A 24,001-nucleotide genomic window follows, 5' to 3' on the forward strand; every position below is an offset into this window, starting at 1 on the left:
GGACGTCGCAGCGCGCAGCCTCTATTTGCCTACGAATATCCCCGCGTGCTCGGTCGCGTCGATCAAGACGCTCGGGGCGACACCCAGCACGAGGGTCGCGACGGTCCCGATGACCAGCGCCGCTGCCGTCATCGCGCCCGGGATCGACACCGCAGGGGTGGTCTCGCCCGGCTCCGACAGCCACATCATGACGACCACCCGCAGATAGGGGAAGGCCAGAATGGCGCTGCTCACCACGCCGGCGATCACCAGCCAGGTCTGGTCGGCGTCGATCGCGGCCGCGAAGACGCCGAACTTGGCGGTGAAACCGCTGGTCAGCGGCAGACCGGCGAAGGCGAGCAGGATGAACGTGAACAGGGTCGCGTACAGCGGCGAGCGCCGCCCCAGCCCGGCCCAGCGGGACAGGTGGGTCGCCTCGCCGTCCGCGTCGCGGACCAGGGTCACCACGGCGAACGCGGCGAGGACCGTGAAGCCGTAGGCGACGAGGTAGAACATCGAGCTCGACAGGCCCCGCTCCGAGATCGCCAGCACGCCGACCAGCAGGTAGCCGGCGTTGGCGATCGAGGAGTACGCGAGCAGCCGCTTGATGTCGGTCTGCGTCACGGCCAGGATCGCGCCGACGAGCATGGTGATGACCGCCACCGTGCCGAGCACCTGCTGCAGCTCCCACTCGGTGCGGGAGAAGCCCACGTACACCAGCCGCAGCAGGCCACCAAAGGCGGCGACCTTGGTGCAGGCCGCCATGAGCGCCGTCACCGGCGTCGGAGCGCCCTGGTAGACGTCCGGGGTCCACACGTGGAACGGCACCGCGGCGGCCTTGAACAGCAGGCCGATCGCGAGCATCGCCAGGCCGACGTAGAGCAGCAGGTCGTCGTTGGGCGAGTTCTGGATCGCGGCGTCGATCGCCTTGAAGTCGACCTGGCCGGCGTACCCGTAGACGAGCGCGACGCCGAACAGGAAGAACGCCGAGGCGAACGAGCCGAGCAGGAAGTACTTGAGCGCGGCTTCCTGCGACAGCAGCCGGCGGCGGCGGGCGAGCGCGCACAGCAGGTACAGCGGCAGCGAGAAGACCTCGAGCGCCACGAACATGACCAGCAGGTCGTTCGCGGTGCAGAACAGCAGCATGCCGGCGAGCGCGAACATGGTGAGCGGGAAGACCTCGGTCGCCCCGGTCGTGCGCGCGGCCTGGTCGCGGTCGGCGTCGGTGTTGGCGGTCACGGCGGCCTGCGCGACGAACGCGCCGCCGGTCTCCAGCGTCCGCTCACCGATCAGCAGCAGCGACACGATGCCCAGCACGATGATCGTGGCCGACAGGAACAGGCCGGGCCCGTCGATGGCGACCGCGGTCTGCGCCGTGATCACGTCCTTGCTGCCCTGGCGGATCACCATCACCAGCGCGGCGACGAGGCCGAGCAGTGACAGGGACAGCTGCACGGTGTGCCGGAGCCGCCGCGGCACGAAGCCCTCGACGAGCACCCCGATGCACGCGACACCGAACAGGATCAGCATCGGCGAGAGCGCCGCGTAATCCAGGTTCGGCAGTTGGAGTTTGTCGTTCACTTGCCGGCCTCCACGGTGCCTGCGGTGGCTTTCGGGTCGGTGACGTGCATGTCCGACAGCGTCGCCTTGACCGCCGGGTTGATCACGTCGATGACCGGCTTCGGGTAGAAGCCGAGCACCAGGATCAGCGCGATCAGAGGCGTGACGACGACGGCCTCACGCAGCGACAGGTCCCGGCTCATCGCCTTGATCTCGAGCAGCTTCGGGTTCACAGTGCCCTGCGTGGTGCGCTGGATCATCCAGAGCACGTACCCGGCGGCCAGGATGATGCCGGCGGTGGCGATGACGGCCACCGTCTTGTTCACCGTGAACGTGCCGATCAGCACCAGGAACTCGGAGACGAACGGCGACGTGCCCGGCAGTGCGAGCGAGGCCAGACCGGCGATGAGGAACACCCCGGCGAGGACCGGCACGAGCTTGCCGGCGCCGCCGAAGTCGCTCACCAGGGCGCTGCCGCGGCGGCTCACCAGCATGCCGACGACCAGGAAGAGCAGGCCGGTCGCGAGGCCGTGGTTGACCATGTACAGCACGGCGCCGGTGCCCGCCTGCGTGGTGAAGGCGAAGATGCCGATGCCGATGAAGCCGAAGTGCGCGATCGACGTGTACGAGACCAGCCGCTTGAGGTCCTGCTGGCCGATCGCCACCAGCGCGCCGTACACGATGCCGACGACCGCGAGGGTGAGCCCGAGCCAAGCGAAGTGCTTCGACGCGTCCGGGAACAACGGCAGGCAGTACCGCAGGATGCCGAACGTGCCGACCTTGTCCATGACGCCGACGAGCAGCGCCGCCGAGCCGGCCTGGGCCGCGCCACCGGCGTCGGGCAGCCAGGTGTGGAACGGGAAGAACGGCGCCTTGATCGCGAACGCGAGGAAGAAGCCGAGGAACAGCCAGCGCTCGGCGTTGACGCTGAAGTCCGCGGACAGCAGCGTCGGCCAGTCGAAGGTGTGCCCGCCGAGGACCCACAGCCCGACCACCGCGGCGAGCATGAAGAGCCCGCCGACGAGGGAGTACAGGAAGAACTTGACCGCCGCGTACTGCTTCTGGTGCCCGCCGTACGAGCCGATGAGGAAGTACATCGGCACGAGCATGACCTCGAAGAACACGTAGAACAGGAACACGTCCTGCGCGGCGAAGACGCCGATCATCGTGGACTCGAGGGCCAGCAGCAGCGCGAAGTACGCCGGCACCGACCGCTTGCTCTTGTCGGCGTCGTGCCAGGACGCGAGCACGACCAGCGGCACCAGCAGCGCGATCAACGCGATCATGACCAGGGCGATGCCGTCGACCGCGAAGGTGAACTTGGCGCCCCACTGCGGGATCCAGGTGTAGGACTCGCGGAACTGGAACCGCTCGCCGGTGGGCTTGAACTGCACCCACAGCCCGACGGTCAGCGCCAGGATCAGCAGCGACCAGCCGAAGGCGGCACGCTTGGCCAGCTCCGGTTTGTCCTTCGGCAGGAACGCGACCCCGGCGGCGCCGACGAGCGGCGCGACCGTGAGCACGGTCAGATACGGAAAGGAGCTCATCCGAACGTCACCGCCAGCATGGCGGCCACCACGAGCACCGCGCCTCCAAGGATGGACAGGGCATAGGAGCGCACGAAACCGGTCTGTGCCCGGCGGAGCCGGCCGGAGCCGCCACCGATCCCCGCGGCGAGGCCGTTGACCAGGCCGTCGATGCCGCGGTTATCGATGTACACCAGGGCGCGGGTCAGGTAACGGCCGGGCGCCTCGAAGACCGCCTCGTTGAACGAGTCGGTGTAGAGGTTCTTTCGAGCGGCGGTGACCAGCGGGCCCGCCGGCTCCTCCTGCAGGGCGGTGCCCTTGTTGAACAGCGCGATGGCCAGGCCGGCGCCGGCGAACGTCATCACGATCGACAGGATGGTGATGAGCAGGTGGCTCATGACCGGCTCGTGCTCGGCGTGCTCGCTGCCGTAGACCGGGGTCAGCCACTCGGGCACCGAGGTCGACAGCAGATAACCGGCCGCGACCGAGCCGATCGCCAGCAGGATCAGCGGGATCGTCATGATCTTCGGCGACTCGTGCGGGTGCCGGATGTCGTCGGTCCAGCGCTCCGGGCCGTGGAACGTCAGCCAGAACAGCCGGGTCATGTAGAAGGCGGTCAGCCCGGCACCGAGCAGGGCCGCGCCGCCGAACAGCCAGGCGGTCCAGCCCTCGCGCTCGAACGCCGCGACGATGATCGGCTCCTTGGAGAAGAAGCCGGACAGCCCGGGGAAGCCGATGATGGCCAGCCAGCCGAGCATGAACGTGAACCAGGTGATCTTCATGTACTTCCACAGCCCGCCGAAGCGGCGGATGTCCACCTGGTCGTGCATGCCGTGCATGACGGAGCCGGCCCCGAGGAACATGCCGGCCTTGAAGAAGCCGTGCGCCAGCAGGTGGATCAGGGCGAGCGCGTAGGCGGCGCCGCCGAGGCCGACACCCAGGAACATGTAGCCGATCTGGCTGACCGTCGACCAGGCCAGGACCCGCTTGATGTCGTCCTTTGCCGCGCCGATGATGCAGCCCATCAGCAGCGTCAGCGCGCCGACCGCGACCACGACCGTCTGCGCCGTGGAGTTGGCGTCGAAGATCGGGTGCGACCGGGCGATCAGGTACACACCGGCGGTGACCATCGTGGCGGCGTGGATGAGCGCCGACACCGGGGTCGGGCCCTCCATCGCGTCCGGGAGCCAGGCTTGCAGCGGGAACTGGCCGGACTTGCCGGCCGCGCCGAGCAGCAGCAGGAGCGCCATGACCAGGACCACGCCGCTGCTGAGCTTGTGCACGCCGTTGAAGACCTCGGCGTAGTCGACCGTGCCGAGGTAGGCGAACATCATGAAGATGGCGATCGCGAAACCGGCGTCACCGACGCGGTTCATCAGGAACGCCTTCTTACCGGCGGTCGCCGCGCTCGGGCGCACGTACCAGAAGGAGATCAGCAGGTAGGACGCGAGACCGACGCCCTCCCAGCCGAAGTACAGCATCACGTAGTTGTTGCCGAGGACCAGCAACAGCATCGCCGCGACGAAGAGGTTGAAGTAGCCGAAGAACTTCCGGCGACCCGGGTCGTGGTCCATGTAACCCACCGCGTAGAGGTGGATCAGTGAGCCGACACCCGTGATCAGCAGGACGAACATCGCCGACAGCGGGTCGAACAGCAGACCCAGGTCGACCTTGAAGTCCCCGACGCCGATGTAGTCCCACAGCTTCAGCTCGACGCCGCTGCGGTTCTCAAGGCCGCGGAGCGTGAAGAAGTAGGTCAGCCCCAGCACGAAGGACGTGGCGACGCTGAGCACGCCGAGCCAGTGTCCCCAGCGGTCGGCGCGCTTGCCGAGCAGCAGCAGCACTGCCGCGCTGGCCAGCGGGATCGCGGGCAGCAGCCAGAACGTGCCCAGCCACCCGTTCGCCGCCGTGTAGGCGATTGGTTCCACAACCCGCTCCCTAGTACTTCAGCAGGTTCGCGTCGTCGACGCTTGCCGAGCGTCGAGTCCGGAAGATCGACATGATGATCGCCAGGCCGACGACGACCTCGGCCGCCGCGACGACCATGACGAAGAACGCCATGATCTGGCCGTCGAGCGTGCCGTTGATCCGGCTGAACGTGACCAGCGCCAGGTTCGCGGCGTTGAGCATGAGCTCGATGCACATGAACAGCACGATCGCGTTGCGCCGGATGAGCACACCCACCGCGCCGATCGTGAACAGGATCGACGCCAGGACGATGTAGTACGTCGGTGTCACTTCTCGGTCCCCTTCGGTGCGACGTCTGCCGACGTCAACTCCCGGGTCGGGAGGATCTTGGAGATGCTGCGGTCCGCCGGCGTGCCGTCGGGCAGCCGCGCGGGCGTCGCCACCGAGTCGGAGGTGGAGAACACGCCCGGGCCCGGCTTCGGCGCAGGGTAGTTGCCCGGCTGGAACCGGGCGAGCATCCGCTCCGGCTGGCTGATCTTGTCTTCCTTGCGCTTCTCGATGTGCGCCAGGATCATCGCACCGACCGCTGCCGTGATCAGCAGCGCCGAGGTCACCTCGAACACGTACACGTACTTGGTGAAGATCAGCCTCGCCAGGCCGGTCACATTGCCCGCGGCGTTCGCCTCGCTCAGGCCCTTCGGGTCCACGCCGCCGAGCGCGCGGTACAGAGCGATGCCCAGCAGCAGCGACAGCCCGACGCCCAGCAGGATGGCCACCATCCGCTGGCCGCGCAACGTCTCGATCAGCGAGTCGGACGAGTCGCGGCCGACGAGCATCAGTACGAACAGGAACAGCATCATGATGGCGCCGGTGTAGACGATGATCTGCACCATGCCGATGAACGGGCCGGCCTGCAGGACGTAGAACACGCCCAGGCACAGCATCGTGACCACCAGGAACAGTGCGGAGTGCACCGCGTTGCGCGCCCAAACCATGCCGATGGCGCCGATCACCGCGATCGGGGCGAGGATCCAGAAGGTGGCGGCCTCGCCTCCCTTCACGTCACCGGCGGCGGCCAGCAGTTCCAGGGACAGGTTCATGCCTGACCCCCCTCGTAGTGCTCGGCGCCCGCGGACGTGCCGGGGTTGTCGAGCGCGCCGACGTAGTAGTCCTTCTCCGTCTCGCCGAGACGCATGTCGTGCGGCGGGCGCTCCATGCCGGGCAGCAGCGGCGCGAGCAGCATCTCCTTGGTGAAGATGAGGTCGCGCCGGTTGTCGCGGGCCAGCTCGTACTCGTTGCTCATGGTCAGCGAACGGGTCGGGCAGGCCTCGATGCACAGACCGCAGAAGATGCAACGGGCGTAGTTGATCTGGTACGTCTGGGCATACCGCTCACCGGGCGAGAAGCGCTCCTCCTCGGTGTTGTCGGCGCCCTCGACGAAGATCGCGTCCGCGGGGCACGCCCACGCGCACAGCTCACAGCCGATGCACTTCTCCAGGCCGTCCGGCCACCGGTTGAGGATGTGCCGTCCGTGGTACCGCGGGGCCGGAGGCTTGCGCTGCTCCGGGTACTCCTCGGTGACCACCTTCTTGAACATGTGCGAGAAGGTGACCCCGAACCCCTTGAGCGTTCCACCGATGCTCATGCCGCCACCTCCGCTTCGCTCCGCCGTCGGCCTGAGCCAATCTGCAATGCCGATGAGCGGCCCGAGCCGCTCCGCTGGCCGCTCATGCGTTCTCCTTGCCGGTCGAGACGGGCTCCCGCTCGACGATCACGCGCTTGGCCCGCGGGCTGGGCGGGACCTCAAGGTTCAGCGGCGGCAACGGGAAGCCCTTGTCGCCACCGACCCGGCCGCCCGGATGTGCCTTCGGCATCTCGACGACCGTGACGTTGCGGCGCGACAGGGCGACCGCGGTGAAGCCGATCGCCAGGGCGACGACGATGATGGCGACGGAGACACCGAACTTGCCGGCGGAGCTGAGGTTGTCGCTGTCGATCGTCAGCAGGATGCCGGCCAGGGACAGGATCCACAGCAGGTTGGCCGGGATCAGGACCTTCCAGCCGAACCGCATGAACTGGTCGTACCGCAGCCGGGGCAGCGTGCCGCGCAGCCACACGAAGATGAACAGCAGCAGCAGGACCTTGATGGTGAACCAGAGGACCGGCCACCAGCCCTGGTTGGCGCCGTCCCACAGCGAGATCGGCCACGGGGCCCGCCAGCCGCCGAGGAACAGCGTCGCGCACAGGCCGGAGACGGTGACCATGTTGACGTACTCGGCGAGGAAGAACAGCGCGAACTTCAGCGAGGAGTACTCGGTGTGGAAGCCACCGACCAGCTCCGACTCGGCCTCGGGAAGGTCGAACGGCGCCCGGTTGGTCTCGCCGACCGCGGAGGTGAAGTAGATCAGGAAGCTCGGCAGCAGCAGGATGCCGTACCAGGCCGGCAGGTCCGCCTGCCAGCCGCCGATGTCGACGGTGCCGTTGCCGGCCTGCCCCTCGACGATCTGCGAGGTGGACATCGTGCCCGACACCAGGAACACCGAGACGATCGACAGGCCCATCGCGACCTCGTACGAGATCATCTGGGCGCTCGAGCGCAGGCCACCGAGCAGCGGGTACGTCGAACCGGACGCCCAGCCGCCGAGCACGATGCCGTAGATGCCCATCGAGGAGCACGCGAGCACCAGCAGGACCGCCACCGGAATGTCGGTGAGCTGCAGCGGGCTGTGGTGACCGAAGATCGACACCGTCGGGCCGAACGGGATCACCGAGAACGCGGTGAACGCGCAGATCGTCGAGATCACCGGCGCGAAGAAGAAGACGACCTTGTCCGCGAGCCGCGGCATGATGTCTTCCTTGAACGCCAGCTTCAGACCGTCGGCGAGGGACTGCAGCAGGCCGAACGGGCCGTTGCGGTTCGGGCCCGGCCGCACCTGCATCCGGGCGACGACCTTGCGCTCGTACCAGATGGCGAAGAGCGTCATGACGACCAGGAATGCGAAGATCACGATGACCTTGGCGAGCACCAGCCACCAGGGGTCTTTGCCGAACTGGTCGAGGTTTTCGGCGAGGATCATGACTTGGTACCCCCAGAGCTGATCTCGACCAGCGCACCTTCGGCGACGCCGAGCGTGCGGCGCAGGGTCGAGCCGGGTGAGTTCGTCGGGACCCAGACGACCCCGTCGACCATGTCGGTGACCAGGGCCGGCAGGGTGATCGCGCCCCGCTCCGTGCCCACCGTCACCGCGTCACCGTCGGCGACCCCGAGGTCAGCGGCGGTGCTCTTGGAGATCCGCACGACCGGCGTGCGGGCGGTGCCGGCCAGGTGGCCGTCGCCGTCCTGCAGCGAACCGTTGTCGAGCAGGTGGTGCCAGGACGCAAGGACCGCCTGGCCGCTGGTCGGCGCGGCGGCCGTGCCAGGAGCGACCGTCGGCACGGCGGCCCGCACGCTGGCGCGCAGGGCGGTGCCGGTCTCGACGGTCCCGGGCAGCGGCAGCTCCGCCAGCGCGGCGAGCTGCGCCCGCACCGCGTCGACGTCGCCGACACCCAGCTCGACGCCGAGCTCGCGACCCAGCGCGTCGAGGACGCGGGCGTCGCTCATCGCGGCGGTCTTGAGCACCGTGCCGAATGGGCGGACCCGGCCTTCCCAGTTGACGTAGGCGCCGCTCTTCTCGACCGCCGGGGCGATCGGCAGGACCACGTCGGCGCGCTTGGCGACGGCGCTGAGCCGCAGCTCCAGGCTGACCACGAAGCCGACCGCGTCCAGCGCCTGCTCGGCGGCGATCGGGTCGGACAGGTCGGCCGGGTCGACACCGCCGACGAGCAGCGCGCCGAGCTGGCCGGCCTTGGCCGCGGCGATGATCGCGTCGGTGTCGCGGCCCGAGGCACTGGGCAGGACGCCCGCGTCGAGCTGCCACGCGGCGGCGACCTCGCTGCGGGCGGCCGGGTCGTAGACCGGGCGGCCACCGGGCAGCAGGGTCGGCAGCGCGCCGGCCTCGACCGCGCCGCGGTCGCCGGCGCGACGCGGCACCCAGGCGAGCTTGGCGCCGGTCTCCTCGGCGATGCGCGCCGCGGCGGACAGGCCGCCCTCGACGCTCGCCAGCCGCTCGCCGACGAACAGGATCGCGTCGTCGGCCGACAGCGCCTCGCGCAGCTGCTCGGACGCGCCGAGCACCTCCGCCTCGGCGCCGGGCGCGGTGAGGATGACAGTCGCGCCGAGCTTCTCGAACCCGCGGCTGACGAACGGGGCGACCGCGTAGCTGGCCAGTCCCCGCTTCAGGTACGTCTTGCGGGCCCGCAGGAAGATGATCGGGCACTCCTCCTCGGGCTCCAGCCCGACGAAGACCACCGCACCGGCGCGCTCGATGTCGGCGTACGTGACCTCGACCTTGCCGACCACGGACGAGCCGAGGAACTCGGTCTCCTCCGCCGACAGCGGGCGGGCCCGGAAGTCGATGTCGTTGGTGCCGAGCGCGACCCGGGCGAACTTGGAGTACGCGAACGCGTCCTCGACCGTCAGCCGGCCGCCGGTCAGGACGCCGACGCCGCTGTCCTTCGCGGCGGCGAGGCCCGCGGCCGCGACCGAGAGGGCCTCGGGCCAGCTCGCCTCGCGCAGCTCACCGGTCTTGCTGTCGCGCACCAGCGGCTTGGTCAGCCGGTCGGTGGCGTTGGTGTACTGGAACGCGAAGCGGCCCTTGTCGCAGTTCCACTCCTCGTTGACCGCCGGGTCGTCGCCCGCCAGGCGGCGCATGACCTTGCCGCGGCGGTGGTCGGCCCGCTGGTCGCAGCCGGCGGCGCAGTGCTCGCACGCGCTCGGCGTGGAGACCAGGTCGAACGGCCGGGCCCGGAAGCGGTACTGCGCGCTGGTCAACGCGCCGACCGGGCAGATCTGGATCGTGTTGCCGGAGAAGTACGAGTTGAACGGCTCGTCGTCCTCGGGCGACTCGGGGTTGCCCCGGAAGACGCCGATCTGCTCGTTGGACGAGCGCTCCATCAGGTCGATGAACTTGTCGCCGGCGATCTCGTCGGAGAACCGGGTGCAGCGCTGGCACAGCACGCACCGCTCGCGGTCGAGCAGCACCTGGGTGCTGATCGGCAGCGGCTTCGGGTACTCCCGCTTGTGCTCGACGAACCGGCTCTCGGACTGGCCGTTGCTCATCGCCTGGTTCTGCAGCGGGCACTCGCCGCCCTTGTCGCAGACCGGGCAGTCGAGCGGGTGGTTGATCAGGAGGAACTCCATGATGCCCTCTTGGGCCTTCTTGGCCACTTCAGAGGTCATCTGGGTGCGGACCACCATGCCTTCGGCGACCGGCTGCGTGCACGAGGCCACCGGCTTGCGCTGGCCCTCGATGTCGACCAGGCACTGGCGGCATGCGCCGGCCGGGGCCAGCAGCGGGTGGTCGCAGAAGCGCGGGATGGAAATGCCGATCTGCTCGGCGGCCCGGATGACGAGTGCGCCCTTGGGTGCCTCGACCTCGATGCCGTCGATGGTCAGCTTGACCGTGTCGGCCTTCGGAACGACGTCCGTCATCAGTGGGCTCCTACCAGTTCGCCCTTGAACATCGGGGTCTTGCGACCCTCGATGTAGTCCAGGTAGTCCTGCTTGAAGTACTTGATCGAGGACGTCACCGGGCTCGTCGCACCGTCACCGAGCGCGCAGAACGAACGCCCGAGCAGGTTGTCGCAGGCGTCCAGCAGGGTGTCGAGGTCCTGGTGGGTGCCCTGGCCGGCAAGGATGCGGTGCAGGATCCGCACCATCCAGTAGTTGCCCTCGCGGCACGGCGTGCACTTGCCGCAGGACTCGTGGTGGTAAAAGGCGATCCACCGGTACGTGGCGTAGACGATGTCGTCCTGGTCGGAGAAGACCTGCACGGCGGTCGTGCCGAGCATCGTGCCGACGCCCGCCATGCCCTCGAAGTCCATCGGCACGTCGAGGTGCTCTTCGGTGAGCATCGGCGTCGACGACCCGCCCGGTGTCCAGAACTTCAGCTTGTGCCCGGCCTTCATGCCGCCGGCCAGGTCGATGAGCTGCCGCAGCGTGACGCCGAGGCCGCACTCGAACTGGCCGGGGTTGTTGACCCGCCCCGAGATCGAGTAGATCTTCGGGCCGGGCGACTTCTCGGTGCCCATGCTGCGGAACCAGGCCGAGCCGCCGAGGACGATGTACGGGACGCTGGCGATCGTCTCGACGTTGTTGACGACCGTCGGTGAGGCGTAGAGCCCGTGCGTGGCCGGGAACGGCGGGCGCAGCCGGGGCTGGCCGCGGTAGCCCTCCAGCGAGTCCAGCAGCGCCGTCTCCTCGCCGCAGATGTAGGCACCCGCCCCGCTGTGCACGACCAGGTCGAGGTCGAAGCCGCTGCCGAGGATGTTCTTGCCGAGGTACCCCTTGGCGTACGCCTGCTGCACCGCGGCGCGCAGGCGGCGGGCGGAGTGCACGGCCTCGCCGCGGATGTAGATCGCGGCGAAGTTGGCCCGGATCGCGTAGGAGGCGATGATGACGCCTTCCACCAGCGCGTGCGGGTCGGCCATCATGAGCGGCAGGTCCTTGCAGGTGCCCGGCTCGCCCTCGTCGGCGTTGACCACGAGGTAGTGCGGCTTACCGTCGTTCTGCGGGATGAAGCCCCACTTCATGCCGGTCGGGAAGCCTGCGCCGCCGCGGCCGCGCAGGCCCGAGTCCTTGACCAGCTGGATCAGCTCGTCGGGGTGGGCCTTGAACGCCTTGCGCAGCGCGGTGTAGCCGTCGAGCCGCTCGTACACGTCGATCTTCCACGCGTCGGGCGACAGCCAGCGCTTGGTCAGCACGGGCGTCAGCTTCGACAGCGACTCCTGGGAAGGCTGGTAGTCGAGCGTCACGCCTTCGCCTCCTTCACTGCGTCTTTCTGCGGCATGGGGCTGTCGCCGGCCGGCTTGGCGTCCGAGGCCGCCTTCGGCATGGTCTCGGCCGGCTTCGGCGCCGGGGCCTCGTCCTTCTTGCCGATCGGGGTCTCCGGGTCGAAGCCCGGCACGGCGATGCTGAACCGCTCCGCGAGCCGGTTGCCGGCGAGGGTCGGCTCGCCCGCCGGGCCGTCGGCGATCACGTCGTCGCCCCGGTCGTCGGCGAAGCCGGCCAGCTGGACCGCCATCTCCTTGAGCGTGCACAGCCGCGTGCCGCGGGTCGGCTGCGGGCGCTCGCCGTTCTGCAGCTGCTTGACCAGGGTGAGCGCGCTGTCCTCGGTGATCTGGTCGAAGAACTCGTAGTTGACCGTCATCACCGGCGCGTAGTCGCACGCGGCCAGACATTCGGCGTGCTCGAGCGTGATCTTGCCGTCGGCCGTGGTCTCGTCGTGGTCGACACCCAGGTAGTCGCGCAGGGTCTCGTACGCCTTGTCGCCGCCGAGCACGCCGCACATGGTGTTGGTGCAGACGCTGACGAGCCAGTCGCCGGTCGGCTTGCGCTTGTACATGGTGTAGAACGTGGCCACCGCGCCGACCTGGGCCTTGGTGATGCCGAGGATCTCGGCGCAGAAGGCGATGCCCTCCGGCGACACGTAGCCCTGCTCCGACTGCACCAGGTGCAGCAGCGGCAGCAGTGCCGAGCGCGACCGGCCTTCGGGGTACCGCGCGATGATCTGCCGCGCACGTTCGTGCATGACCTCACTGAACGCCATTAACGATCACACCCACCCATGACGGGGTCGAGCGAGGCGCCGCCCACGATGACGTCGGCGAGCAGCCCGCCCTCGGCCATCGCCGGAATAGCCTGCAGGTTGACGAAGCTGGGCTCCCGGTAGTGCACCCGGTATGGGCGGGTACCACCGTCGGAGACCGCGTGCACGCCGAGCTCGCCGCGGGGCGCCTCGATCGGCACGTACACCTGACCGGCCGGCACCCGGAAGCCCTCGGTGACCAGCTTGAAGTGGTGGATCAGGGCCTCCATCGACTGGCCCATGATCTTCGCGACGTGGTCCAGCGAGTTGCCGAGGCCGTCGCCGCCGATCGCCAGCTGCGCCGGCCACGCGATCTTCTTGTCGCCGATCATGATCGGGCCGGGCTCGAGCCGGTCCATGGCCTGCTGGATGATCCGCAGCGACTGGCGCATCTCGTTGAGCCGGACCACGTAGCGGCCCCACGCGTCGCCGGTCGGCTCGGTGGGAACCTCGAAGTCGTAGGTCTCGTAGCCGAGGTACGGCTGCTGCTTGCGGATGTCCCAGCCGAGACCCGCGGAGCGCAACACCGGGCCGGTGATGCCCAGCGCCAGGCAGCCGGTCACGTCGAGCACGGCCACGCCCTGCGTGCGCTCGCGCCAGATCGTGTTGCCCGACAGCAGGTCCTCGTACATGTCGATGCGCTCGGGCATCCAGGTGAGGAACTCGCGGATCTTGACGAGCGCCTCCTCCTGCACGTCCTGGGCGACGCCGCCGGGGCGGATGTAGGCGTGGTTCATGCGCAGGCCCGACACCAGCTCGAAGATGTCGAGGATGTACTCACGCTCACGGAAGCCGTAGATCATCATCGACAGCGCGCCGAGCTCCATGCCCGTCGTCGCCAGCCACACCAGGTGCGAGGAGATCCGATTGAGCTCCATCATGAGCACGCGGATCGTCTTCGCTCGGTCGGTGATCTGGTCCTCGATGCCGAGCAGCTTCTCGACCGCCAGGCAGTAGCCGGTCTCGTTGAACATCGGCGCGAGGTAGTCCATGCGCGTCACGAACGTGGTCCCCTGGGTCCAGTTGCGGAACTCCAGGTTCTTCTCGATGCCGGTGTGCAAGTAGCCGACGACGGTGCGGGCCTCGGTGACCGTCTCGCCTTCGAGCTCCAGGACCAGCCGGAGCACGCCGTGGGTCGACGGGTGCTGCGGACCCATGTTGACGACGATGCGCTCCTCGGAGCCCGCCTCGTTGACGACCGTGTCCCAGTCGCCGCCGGTGACGGTGAAGACCCGGCCTTCCGTGGTCTCGCGAGCGCTTGCGTAATCGGTGGTCACTGGTAACTCCTCCGCTGGTCCGGCGGTGGGATCTCGGCGCCCTTGTACTCGACCGGCACGCCGCCGAGCGGGTAGTCCTTCCGCTGCGGGAAGCCCTCCCAGTCGTCGGGCATCAGGATGCGGGTCAGGTTCGGGTGGCCGTCGAAGACGATGCCGAACATGTCGTAGGTCTCCCGCTCCTGCCAGTCGGCGGTCGGGTACACCTGGGTGACGCTCGGCAGGTGCGGGTCCTCGGCGGTGACCGCCGCCTCCAGCCGGATCCGGCGGCGGAACGTCATCGAGGTCAGGTGGTAGACGGCGTGCAGCCGCCGGGCGTCGGAGCCCAGGTAGTCGACGCCGGACACCGACGAGAGCAGCTCGAAGCGCAACGCCGGGTCGTCGCGCATGATCTGCGCGACCTCGGCGATCCGCTCGGGCACCACGTGCAGCGTCAGCTCGCCGCGGTCGACCACGACCCGCTCGATCGCGTCGTGGAAGCCCGGGTAGGCCTCCTCGAGCCCGTCGACGACCTCGTCGAAATACCCGCCGAACGGCCGCGGCGAGTCCAGCTCGACCGCGCGCCGGCGGCGCAGGCCGCCGAAGCCCGAGGTGTCGCCGGTGCCGTGCACACCGAACATGCCCCGGCCTGCGGCGACGGACGGCGGGTAGTCGGCGGGAGCGCCGGTCTGTGCGCCGGTCGGCGGCGCGGCGGCCGGGACGCCGCTCGGTTCCACATTGGACGGGCTGGTCACTTCGCTCCTCCGGACAGGTTCGCCCGCTCTTCCATCCACTTCTGGATGCGCAGCTGCTCCTCGCGGCCCTGAGCGACGGCCTTGGTCCACTCGGCGCGCTTGGCCTTGTCGAACCGGTAGCTCGACGGCATCGCACCCGGCGCCACGATCGGCGCGCCGTCGCGCTCGACGCGCGCCTCGATCATGCGACGGCGGCGGTCACCGAGCGGCTCGGCCATCACCTTGTCGTGCAGACGCAGGATCGCGTCGATCAGCATCTCCGGCCGTGGCGGGCAGCCCGGGAGGTACATGTCGACGGGCACGATGTGATCGACGCCCTGCACGATCGCGTAGTTGTTGAACATGCCGCCGCTGGAGGCGCACACGCCCATCGAGAGCACCCAGCGGGGCTCGGGCATCTGGTCGTAGATCTGGCGCAGGACCGGAGCCATCTTCTGGCTGACCCGGCCGGCAACGATCATCAGATCGGCCTGGCGAGGGCTGGCCCGGAAGACCTCCATGCCGAACCGCGCCAGGTCATACCGCGCGGCGCCGGTCGCCATCATCTCGATGGCACAACAGGCCAAACCGAAGGTGGCGGGCCAGAAGCTCGCCTTGCGCGACCAGTTGACCAGCTTCTCAACGGTGGTCAGCAGTACGCCGGTCGGTACCTTTTCCTCGATGCCCATGGCTCAGTCCCAATCCAGCCCGCCGCGCCGCCACACGTAGGCGAACGCGACGAACACCGTGACGATGAACAGGACCATCTCCACGAACCCGAAGAGGCCGAGCATGCCGAAGTTCACGGCCCACGGGAACAAGAAGATGATCTCGATGTCGAAGACGATGAAGAGCATCGCGGTCAAGTAGAACTTGACCGGGAAGCGGCCACCGCCGATGGGCTGCGGAGTGGGCTCGATGCCGCACTCGTAGGCGTCAAGCTTCGCCTTGTTGAAGCGGCGCGGCCCGACGAACGGGGCCGCCGCGACGGAGAACAGGGCGAAGCCCGCGGCGAGGGCGAAGAGTCCGAGGATAGGTACGTACGGCGCGAGCGACATCGTGCTGCTCCGTCCTTTCGGCGAGCCCGCGGGGCTGCCGCCCCTGGGGACCACTCAAGCTGTATGCGGTTTAACACTATTCGGTGATGTTCGGACGGCTTCGTCCGGGGCACTCCAAATGTGGCTTTGGGCTGTGCTTTTAGCTCTCGACCGCACCGTCGGCGCTCACGCCGCGGGTGCGATGCGGGTCATTGCATTGATCACGCGGTCCATGGCGTCGCCGCCTCGCGGGTCCGTGAGGTTGGCGAGGAGCTTCAGCACGAACCGCATGAGCATGGGGTGAGGCATGCCGTGCTTGGTGGCCATCCGCATCACCTGCGGCTGGCCGATGAGCTTCACGAAGATGTTGCCGAGCCGGTAGTAACCGCCGTAGCGCGCCTTGAGCTCGGCGGGGTAGTTGGCGAGCACGCGCTCGCGTGAGGTGCCCTGCGGGCGGGCGAGGGCCTGGATGGCGATCTCCGCCGCCAGCTCGCCGGACTCCATGGCATACGCGATGCCTTCACCGTTGAACGGGTTGACCATGCCGCCGGTGTCGCCCACCAGCAGCACACCACGGGTGTAGTGCGGCACCCGGTTGAAGCCCATGGGCAGGGCGGCACCCTGCGGCTTGCCGTCGGCGTTGGCCGGGTCCGACAGGCCCCACTCGGCCGGCGTGTTGTCCAGCCAGTCGGCCAGCAGCGTCTTGTAGTTGGTCTTGCCATACGCCACGCTGCTGTTGAGCACGCCGAGACCGACGTTGACCCGGCCGTCGCCGAGGCCGAAGATCCAACCGTAACCCGGCAGCAGCTTGTCGCCGGACTCCCGGCTGCGCAGCTCCAGCCACGACTCCAGGTAGTCGTCGTCGTGCCGGAACTCACTGCGGAAGTATTGCCGGACCGCCACGCCCATCGGCCGGTCCTCGCGCTTGGCGATGCCCAGCGCGAGCGCGAACCGGCCGGAGACCCCGTCGGCGGCGATGACCAGCGGCGCGCGGAACTCCTGCGGCTCCTTGTCGGGCCCGGTCGCGGCCACGCCGACCACCCGGCCGGTGCGGTCGAGGATCGGCCCCGTGACCGGCGTGCCCGTGCGCAGGACGGCGCCGGCGTCGGTCGCCGCCGTGGCCAGCATCTGGTCGAAGTCCATGCGGGTGCGGGTCAGCCCGTAGTCGGGGTAGCTGGCCAGCTCGGGCCAGTCGAGCTCGAGCCGGATGCCGCCACCGATGACGCGCAGACCGCGGTTGTGCAGCCAGCCCTTCTCCTCGGTGGTGTCGATACCCATCTTGATCAGCTGCTTGACCGCACGGGGGGTCAGACCGTCGCCACAGACCTTCTCCCGGGGGAACTCGGTCTTCTCCAGCAACAGCACCCGCAGCCCGTGCCGGGCCAGGTGGAACGCGGCGGACGAGCCACCGGGCCCAGCGCCGACGACGATGACATCCGCGTCGTTTCCAGTGTCGGTCACAGCCGTCACCTCCTGCCCTTTCGTCACGCTGACCGGTCGTTTCCGGCTCGTGAAAGTCTTCACAAAGTCACTCTGGTGGGAGTCTAGAACCGCGAAGCGGCCCACTGTCGGTTAGGCGACCCTAAGTTGTCACCCAGGCGGTCACCTAGATCCGCAAATCGGACGACAAGGCACTGGTCGGTCCGTTTCGGCGCCTGGCAAAAGGCGATCATGGCGGTGGGTTATCCACAGAAAATTCTTGTGCGTCGACTTTGGGTGGGTGCATGACGATCCTCGGACATCATGAACCCCGGGCAGCCGGACCGTGACCGGCTCGACGCACATGCCGCCGACCAGTGCGGCCTCTTCACTCGGAAGCAGGCTCTGAGCTGCGGCTACACCAATCCGCGAATCAGGACCAAGGTGCAGGCCGGCGACTGGGCGGCCATCCTGCGCGACGTCTTCGCCGACCGCGGCCTGCCGATCACCCCGCGGCTGCGCGACGTCGCCGCCCAGCTCGCCCTTCCGGGCGCCGTGCTCGCGGGGCCGTCCGCCGCCCGCTGGCACGGCTGGGACGTGCCGAGCGACGAGACGTTCGTCGCACTGACCGGCCGTCGGCCACGGTTGAGACACGTCCACGTCCTGACGCAGGAGGTGCCGGAGACCGACGTGCAGCTCATCGAGGGCCACCGCGTCACCGGCCCTGACCGCACCGTCTTCGACTGTGCCCGCCTCCTGCCCGACGGGACGGCCTTGGCCCTGCTCACCACGGCGCTGCAGGAGTGCTGGACAACGATGCCGGAGCTGGCCACCCGCATCCGCGACGCGACCGGCCGGCACGGGACCCCACGGCTGGTCCGGCTGATCCGGGTGGTGGCGCTGGGCAACCGCACGGCGGCGCTGAAGCTCGCCGGGAAGCTGCTGCAGCGGGCGGGGATCTGGGGGTGGAGCCCGCACGAGCCGATCAGCGACCGGTGGGGCCTGATCGGCCTCGGCGACCTGGTTTTCCCCGAGGCGAAGCTGGTCATCGAGCTGGGCATCGACGAGCTGGAGCCGGCACCGTTGCTGGAGCGGCACACCAGGCTGGCCGCCGCGGGCTGGACGGTCGTCAACTACACCTGGAGCGACCTGACCAGCCGCCCGTCCGACCTGGTGGCAGAGCTGCGCCAGCACCTGGACCGGCTGACCCCGGTGCGGTGGTGACGGCGATGAGGTTGCGCGGCTGGATCTACCTGCGGGCCGCGGGGTGGGGTGCTGCCGCTCGGCGGGAGCCTACGGCTGGACGGAGGACGGCCGGGCGGACGGCCGCTGGCAGGTGGGAAGCTGCTGGCAGGTGGAGGGCCGCTGGCAGGTGGAGGGCTGCCACCGCGCGGGGACGAGCCGCTATGTGGCGACGCGTCGATGGATGGGGAGCTGCCGCTGGGCTAGGACCTGCTGCCGGGCGAGGGCAGGCGGGCCTTCGCCGGCGCAGACCACGACCGGTGGCCCGTCCACCGCCTCTTACAGCCCGGCTGGCCGCCGGTCCGCCTTTCGCCGAGATCCGCATCACCCTCGGCGGCGCCTCCGCACGGTCCGCGGCTGCGCACGGGCGGCGGCGCATGGCGGCGGCTGCGCACGGGCGGCGGGTCGGCAGCCCACCTCCCACTGTCCGGCCGGCCACCGGTTCACCTGACGCCGAGATCTGCATCACCTCGGCGGCGCCTCCGCGCGGTCCGCAGCTGCGCACGAGCGGCGGGTCGACGGCGTCCAGCGGGCTGCGAGCTGTGGGCCAGCAGCAGACACCAGGCCGGCAGTGGACAGCGGTTCGGCAGTAACCAGCAGGCCGGGACTTCCGAGCGACGCACCTCATGCTCGCCGTGCAGGTGATGACCGGGCTCGCGGACGAGTTCGACGACCGCCTGCAGGGTGAGTTCGGGCGGCAAGCGCTTCTTCGGTGAGAACGACGCCCCCAAGCAGGTCGCCGGTGAGCGCACCGGCGTGTATCTCCAGAGCCGTAACCGCTGACGCGCACCGGGTTGGTGGTGCTGTGGTTGCCGGCGCCGCGGGACGGCCGGGGTTTCCGGCCCCAGGAGCCCTCCATGTTCGTTGCTACTGGCCCTGTCTGCGCTGCGCGGCCTCACGCGTGCGTCGCCGTCGCGCCGAGTCGCGCGAAGCGCGGCACCGTGGTGATCCAAGTCGCGTCCCGGTCGTCTGGATGACCACGACGCGACTTCGATCAAGCGCGCAAGATCATCAGCGATGCCGGGCGACGAATCGGAACCGGGACGGCCGCCGGGGCGGTGCCGTGCACCGGCGCATGACAGCGGCGACACACAGACGAGGTCAACCAGCCACCCGAACAGCGGCCTCGGCCCACAGCGAACAGCAGGCCGGCAGCGGGCTGCGTCCGCACCGCGGCACGGTCCAGGCGGACACCGCATCGGTGCGAGCGGACCTCGCCCCATGCCCTCGCTGCTCGTCTCGACGCGTCAGTCAGCAGACCCGCGGCGGCCGGCGCCGTGCCACGAAAAGGCCGTTCCTACAGCCACACGGCTCCCTCAAGCACCGCGGGCGCGGGGTCGGCGGACCGCTCCGGCCAACCGAGCCACCAGGTGCCAGCTCAGTAGCAGCCCGGTGGCAGCTCAGACCCGGAAGCCGCGGTGCAGAGCGACCACGCCGCCGGTGAGGTTGCGCCAGGCGACCTTGCGCCAGCCGTTGGCGGTGACGCGGGCGGCCAGGCCTTCCTGGTCGGGCCAGGCGCGGATCGACTCGGCCAGGTAGACGTAGGCGTCGGGGTTGCTGGAGACGCGCTTGGCGACCTGTGGGAGGGCCTTCATCAGGTACCCGAGGTACGCGCCGCGGAAGGGGCGCCACGTGGGATGGCTGAACTCGCAGATGACGAGGCGGCCGCCGGGCTTGGTGACGCGGGCCATCTCGCGGAGGGCGGCGTCGGTGTCGACGATGTTGCGCAGGGCGAAGGAGATGGTGATCGCGTCGAAGGTCTCGTCGGCGAAGGGGAGGGCCAGGGCGTCGCCGGCGAGGAGGGGGACGGCGGGGCGCTTGGCGTGGCCGGCCTGGAGCATGCCGATGGAGAGGTCGACGCCGACGGCCTGGGCGCCCGACTTGGCGAGCTCCTCGGTCGAGACGCCGGTGCCGGCGCCGAGGTCCAGGACGCGCTCGCCGGGCTTCAGGCCGAGGGCCAGCCTGGTCTCGCGGCGCCACATGCGGTCCTGGCCGCCGGAGATGACGGTGTTGGTGAGGTCATACCGCTTGGCGACGCCGTCGAACATGGCGGCGACCTCGTGGGGCTGCTTGTCCAGCGAGGCACGGCTCATGACGACACCGGGGTCAGCGGGATGGAGCGGCCGGTGCCGCCGCCGGGGAGGGCGATGGAGGAGAAGTGCGACTGCACGCGGTCGTCCGTGGGGTCGTCGGCTGGAGTCCAGTGCACGCGAAGGTGCCGGTACTGGGTGTCGCGCTGGGCCGGGATGCGGTCCGCGTCGCGGATCATCTGGACCAGCTCGGTGAGGCGGGAGCGGTGGCGGGCGCCGGCGGAGGAGATGACGTTCTCCTCGAGCATGATCGAGCCGAGGTCGTCGACGCCGAGGTGCAGCGACACCTGGCCGACGTCCTTGCCCGTGGTGAGCCACGAGGACTGCAGGTGGGCGATGTTGTCGAAGAACAGCCGGGCGACGGCGACGATGCGCAGGTACTCCAGGCTGGTCGCCTGGGTGCGGCCCTTCAGGTGGTTGTTCTCCGGCTGGTACGTCCACGGGATGAACGACCGGAAACCGCCCACCGTGCCCGCCAGGTCGGACTCGACGGAGTAGCCGTTGGCGACGGCCTTGTCCTGCACGTCGCGGATCATGCGCAGGTGCTCGATGCGCTCGGCGTTGGTCTCGCCGGTGCCCATCATCATCGTCGCGGTCGAGGAGACGCCGAGGCGGTGAGCCTGGGTCATGACCTCGAGCCAGCGCTCGCCGGACTCCTTGAGCGGGGCGATCGCCTTGCGCGGGCGCTCGGGGAGCATCTCGGCGCCGGCGCCGGCGATGGAGGCGAGGCCGGCGGCCTTGATCCGCTGGATGGACTCCTCGATGGAGACGCCGGAGACCTTCGCCATGTGCAGGACCTCGGACGGCCCGATCGAGTGGATCACCAGCGCCGGGAAGGCCTGCTTGACGGCGGAGAAGAGCTCCTCGTAGTACTCGACGCCGTAGTCGGGGTGGTGGCCGCCCTGCAGCATCACCTGGGTCGCGCCGAGGTCGACGGCCTCCTGGCAGCGGTGCAGGATCTCCTCGGTGCTGTGGGTCCAGCCCTCGGCGTGCTTGGGCGCCCGGTAGAAGGCGCAGAACTTGCACGCCGTCACGCACACATTGGTGTAGTTGATGTTGCGGTCGATGAGGTACGTGACAATGTTGTCCGGGTAGCGACGGCGACGCACCGTGTCGGCCGCCTCACCCAGCGCGTGGAACGGGGCGTCGGTGTAGAGCAGCAGCGCCTCTTCGGGGCTGATCCGCCCGCCGTCGGCGGCGCGCTGCAGGATGTCGCTGATCACCGGAGTTTCCGTCACCCCCCGAGACTACGTGGGTTCACTCGACGCGCGGCAGGGCCCCGCGACCTGTCGTGCCTAGGATCACCAAGTGACTGACATGCGCTATCGACGCCTCGGCGCCTCGGGTCTGACCGTTTCCGTCGTCGGCATCGGATGCAACAACTTCGGCGGCCGCATCGACGCGGACCGCGCGGCGGAGGTCGTCCACGCCGCGATCGACCTCGGCGTGACCCTGTTCGACACGGCCGACATCTACGGTGCGACCCCCGGCGCCTCTGAGGAGGCACTCGGGGCGGCGCTGGGCAAGCGGCGCGACGACGTCATCGTCGCCACCAAGTTCGGGATGGACGCGCGCGGCGCCAACGGGCCCGACTGGGGCGCCCGCGGCGGCCGGCGCTACATCGCCAGGGCCGTCGAGGCGTCGCTGCGCCGGCTCGGCACCGACCACATCGATCTGTACCAGCTGCACGCCCCCGACCCGCAGACGCCGATCGAGGAGACGCTCGACGCGCTCAACGCACTGGTACAGGACGGAAAAGTCCGGTACATCGGACACTCGAACTTCAGCGGCTGGCAGGCCGCGGACGCGGCGTGGACCGCGCAGACCAGGAACCTGACGCCGTTCGTGAGCGCGCAGAACTACTACTCGCTGCTCGAGCGCTCCGTCGAGCAGGACCTGGTGCCCGCGCTGGAGCACTACGGGGTGGGCCTGCTGCCGTACTTCCCGCTCGCGAGCGGGCTGCTGACCGGCAAGTACCGGCGCGGCGAGGCGGCCCCGGCCGGCACCCGGCTGGCCCGCGGCGGCTTCGACAAGGTCCTCGCCTCAGCACCGTGGGACACGATTGAGCGCCTCGAGGCGGTCGGCAAGGAGCGCGGCGTCGACCTGCTCACCGTCGCCATCGGCGGTCTGGCCGCCCGGCCGGCGGTCACCAGCGTGATCGCCGGTGCCACCAGCGTCGAGCAGGTCAGGGCCAACGTCGCCGCCGGCGCCTGGGCCCCCACGGCCGAGGACCAGACCGCCATCGACGAGGCCCTCAAAGCCTGATCTGGCCGACGTCGTCCGCAGAAGGCTGTTCCGATCCTCCGGAGGGCTCCCTGGTGATGGCGAATATCGGCGCGACCCCCTCGATGTACTGCCGCCCCGTCCCGTCGGCGATCACGCCGACGGGCCGAGGCCCGGCGGAGTCGATCATCCACAGCTGGTAGTCCTTGTCCGCGCCGGGATCAGCCAGCCCGTCCAGCACCGCCACCGCGGCGTTCCGCGACGGCGACACGATCAGCGTCACCCGGCCGCCCGCCATCTCGGAGGAGACCAGGCGGGCGTCCGGGGCGGCGAGGACCCCGTCGATCCTGGCGTTCTCCTCCCGTACGCCCTGCTGCGCGACCGTCCACGTGCCGACCCCGACCCCGGCCGCCAGCACCGCCGCGGCCACCCCGGTGACGGTCCACCGCACCAGCCGGGACCGCCGCGACCGCCCGGCACCCGGCGCGCTGCGGCGGGGGCGTTCCTGCGCGGTCCGGCCGATCTCTGCCAGTACCGACTCCCGCAGCCGCGGTGGCGGTGGCGAAGCGACCGCGTGGGTCAGCCACGACGCGGTCTCCCGCAGCTCGGCGACCTCGACCGCGCATGCCTCGCAGTCCCGCAGGTGCCGGTCGAACGCGGCGCGCTCCAGGTCGTCGACCGCGTCGAGGGCGTACGCGCCCGCCAGCGCGTGGATGTCCACCGTCTCGGCCATCAGAACGCCACCCCCAAGCAGTCCCGCATCCGGATCAGCCCGTCGCGCATGCGTGTCTTGATGGTCGGCAGGGCGGCGCCGAGCAGGTCGGCGACTTCGCGATAGCTGTTGCCGTTGTAGTACGCGAGGGTGATCGCCTCGCGTTGCAGGTCGGTGAGGCCGTCCAGGCAGCGGCGGACCTGCTGCTGCTCGATGCGGGCGGTGGCGGTCTCGACCACGTCGTCGTACGGGGTCTCGACGCTGCTCGCGGCCACCCGGTGCGCCCGGTCGTTGCTCGCCTGCTCGGCCCGGACCCGGTCGACGGCCCGGCGGTGGGCGATCGTGAAGACCCACGCCGTCGCCGAGCCGCGGGTGCCGTCGAAGCGGCCGGCGTTGCGCCACACCTCGACCATGACCTCCTGCGCCACCTCCTCGGACTGGGCGGGGTTGCGCAGGACGCGGCGGATCAGCCCGTACACGCGCGGCGACAGCAGGTCGTAGAGCTCGGCGAAGGCCCGCTCGTCACCGCGGGCGACCCGGCTCAGCAGCTCGTCCGCATCGACGCGCCGCTGCGGGGCCGGCACGGCGACGAGCCGCTGGGTGGGCAGCTCCTCCTGTTCGGGTCTCATGTCG

General features: G+C 69.6%; 21 protein-coding genes and 1 pseudogene. 3 read left to right on the top strand and 19 right to left on the bottom strand.

Annotated elements, in window-relative coordinates; translation table 11 throughout:
• Positions 1–21: 21 nt before the first annotated feature.
• From nuoN to AB0H83_RS18770, 15 genes are all read right to left on the bottom strand, one after another.
• A complete protein-coding gene (nuoN, locus tag AB0H83_RS18700) occupies positions 22–1,560 on the bottom strand; it encodes an NADH-quinone oxidoreductase subunit NuoN (protein ID WP_360094923.1) in 1,539 nt (512 codons plus the stop codon).
• On the bottom strand, positions 1,557–3,086 hold the full coding sequence (locus AB0H83_RS18705) for an NADH-quinone oxidoreductase subunit M (protein ID WP_360094926.1): 1,530 nt from the start codon (positions 3,084–3,086) through the stop codon (positions 1,557–1,559). Before AB0H83_RS18705 ends, nuoN begins: the two co-directional genes overlap by 4 nt.
• Entirely contained in the window at positions 3,083–4,993 is a 1,911-nt protein-coding gene (nuoL, locus tag AB0H83_RS18710; RefSeq protein WP_360094929.1) for an NADH-quinone oxidoreductase subunit L, read from the bottom strand. Before nuoL ends, AB0H83_RS18705 begins: the two co-directional genes overlap by 4 nt.
• A 10-nt stretch (positions 4,994–5,003) precedes the next feature.
• Positions 5,004–5,303 (bottom strand): NADH-quinone oxidoreductase subunit NuoK, encoded by a 300-nt coding sequence (gene nuoK / locus AB0H83_RS18715; RefSeq protein ID WP_033363255.1) that lies wholly within the window; start codon positions 5,301–5,303, stop codon positions 5,004–5,006.
• Entirely contained in the window at positions 5,300–6,073 is a 774-nt protein-coding gene (locus AB0H83_RS18720) for an NADH-quinone oxidoreductase subunit J (protein ID WP_360094932.1), read from the bottom strand. The genes nuoK and AB0H83_RS18720 overlap by 4 nt, the downstream gene beginning before the upstream one ends.
• Complete coding sequence (nuoI, locus tag AB0H83_RS18725) at positions 6,070–6,618, bottom strand: NADH-quinone oxidoreductase subunit NuoI (protein ID WP_360094935.1); 549 nt, start codon at positions 6,616–6,618, stop codon at positions 6,070–6,072. Before nuoI ends, AB0H83_RS18720 begins: the two co-directional genes overlap by 4 nt.
• A gap of 82 nt (positions 6,619–6,700) precedes the next feature.
• Positions 6,701–8,050: an NADH-quinone oxidoreductase subunit NuoH gene (nuoH, locus tag AB0H83_RS18730; RefSeq protein WP_360094938.1), complete on the bottom strand. Its 1,350-nt coding sequence runs from the start codon at positions 8,048–8,050 to the stop codon at positions 6,701–6,703.
• On the bottom strand, positions 8,047–10,503 hold the full coding sequence (locus AB0H83_RS18735) for an NADH-quinone oxidoreductase subunit G (RefSeq protein WP_360094941.1): 2,457 nt from the start codon (positions 10,501–10,503) through the stop codon (positions 8,047–8,049). The genes nuoH and AB0H83_RS18735 overlap by 4 nt, the downstream gene beginning before the upstream one ends.
• Entirely contained in the window at positions 10,503–11,825 is a 1,323-nt protein-coding gene (gene nuoF / locus AB0H83_RS18740; protein ID WP_360094944.1) for an NADH-quinone oxidoreductase subunit NuoF, read from the bottom strand. Before nuoF ends, AB0H83_RS18735 begins: the two co-directional genes overlap by 1 nt.
• A complete protein-coding gene (nuoE, locus tag AB0H83_RS18745) occupies positions 11,822–12,601 on the bottom strand; it encodes an NADH-quinone oxidoreductase subunit NuoE (protein WP_360094947.1) in 780 nt (259 codons plus the stop codon). The genes nuoF and nuoE overlap by 4 nt, the downstream gene beginning before the upstream one ends.
• A gap of 17 nt (positions 12,602–12,618) precedes the next feature.
• Positions 12,619–13,935: an NADH-quinone oxidoreductase subunit D gene (locus AB0H83_RS18750; protein WP_360094950.1), complete on the bottom strand. Its 1,317-nt coding sequence runs from the start codon at positions 13,933–13,935 to the stop codon at positions 12,619–12,621.
• Entirely contained in the window at positions 13,932–14,666 is a 735-nt protein-coding gene (locus AB0H83_RS18755) for an NADH-quinone oxidoreductase subunit C (RefSeq protein ID WP_360094953.1), read from the bottom strand. Before AB0H83_RS18755 ends, AB0H83_RS18750 begins: the two co-directional genes overlap by 4 nt.
• Positions 14,663–15,334 carry an NADH-quinone oxidoreductase subunit B gene (locus tag AB0H83_RS18760; protein ID WP_033363264.1) on the bottom strand — a complete coding sequence of 224 codons (672 nt, stop codon included), beginning with the start codon at positions 15,332–15,334 and terminating at the stop codon, positions 14,663–14,665. Before AB0H83_RS18760 ends, AB0H83_RS18755 begins: the two co-directional genes overlap by 4 nt.
• A 3-nt stretch (positions 15,335–15,337) precedes the next feature.
• Entirely contained in the window at positions 15,338–15,703 is a 366-nt protein-coding gene (locus AB0H83_RS18765; RefSeq protein ID WP_360094957.1) for an NADH-quinone oxidoreductase subunit A, read from the bottom strand.
• A gap of 165 nt (positions 15,704–15,868) precedes the next feature.
• Positions 15,869–17,143, bottom strand: a complete 1,275-nt coding sequence (locus AB0H83_RS18770) for a geranylgeranyl reductase family protein (protein ID WP_360094960.1) — start codon at positions 17,141–17,143, stop codon at positions 15,869–15,871.
• Positions 17,144–17,425: 282 nt separating this feature from the next.
• Between AB0H83_RS18770 and AB0H83_RS18775 the strand changes: the two genes are divergently transcribed.
• Together AB0H83_RS18775 and AB0H83_RS18780 are read left to right on the top strand one after the other, a co-directional pair.
• Positions 17,426–18,325 (top strand): hypothetical protein, encoded by a 900-nt coding sequence (locus tag AB0H83_RS18775; RefSeq protein WP_360094963.1) that lies wholly within the window; start codon positions 17,426–17,428, stop codon positions 18,323–18,325.
• 617 nt (positions 18,326–18,942) lie between these two features.
• Positions 18,943–19,126, top strand: a pseudogene (locus AB0H83_RS18780) (hypothetical protein); the annotation flags it as partial.
• A 617-nt stretch (positions 19,127–19,743) separates the two neighbouring features.
• On the opposite strand, the gene AB0H83_RS18785 reads toward AB0H83_RS18780, so the two are convergent.
• Both AB0H83_RS18785 and mqnC read right to left on the bottom strand, forming a co-directional pair.
• Positions 19,744–20,436 (bottom strand): demethylmenaquinone methyltransferase, encoded by a 693-nt coding sequence (locus tag AB0H83_RS18785; RefSeq protein ID WP_360094966.1) that lies wholly within the window; start codon positions 20,434–20,436, stop codon positions 19,744–19,746.
• On the bottom strand, positions 20,433–21,671 hold the full coding sequence (mqnC, locus tag AB0H83_RS18790; RefSeq protein WP_360094969.1) for a cyclic dehypoxanthinyl futalosine synthase: 1,239 nt from the start codon (positions 21,669–21,671) through the stop codon (positions 20,433–20,435). The genes AB0H83_RS18785 and mqnC overlap by 4 nt, the downstream gene beginning before the upstream one ends.
• A 79-nt stretch (positions 21,672–21,750) precedes the next feature.
• Between mqnC and AB0H83_RS18795 the strand changes: the two genes are divergently transcribed.
• A complete protein-coding gene (locus tag AB0H83_RS18795; protein WP_360095171.1) occupies positions 21,751–22,698 on the top strand; it encodes an aldo/keto reductase in 948 nt (315 codons plus the stop codon).
• Here the strand turns inward: AB0H83_RS18795 and AB0H83_RS18800 are convergent.
• Complete coding sequence (locus AB0H83_RS18800) at positions 22,688–23,389, bottom strand: anti-sigma factor (RefSeq protein WP_360094972.1); 702 nt, start codon at positions 23,387–23,389, stop codon at positions 22,688–22,690. The genes AB0H83_RS18795 and AB0H83_RS18800 overlap by 11 nt on opposite strands.
• Positions 23,389–23,997 (bottom strand): ECF RNA polymerase sigma factor SigK, encoded by a 609-nt coding sequence (gene sigK, locus AB0H83_RS18805; protein WP_360094975.1) that lies wholly within the window; start codon positions 23,995–23,997, stop codon positions 23,389–23,391. The genes AB0H83_RS18800 and sigK overlap by 1 nt, the downstream gene beginning before the upstream one ends.
• Between the last annotated feature and the right edge of the window lie 4 nt (positions 23,998–24,001).

Origin of the sequence: Dactylosporangium sp. NPDC050688, assembly GCF_040654515.1 — a bacterium.
In the GTDB taxonomy this organism is placed as follows: Bacteria; Actinomycetota; Actinomycetes; order Mycobacteriales; family Micromonosporaceae; genus Dactylosporangium.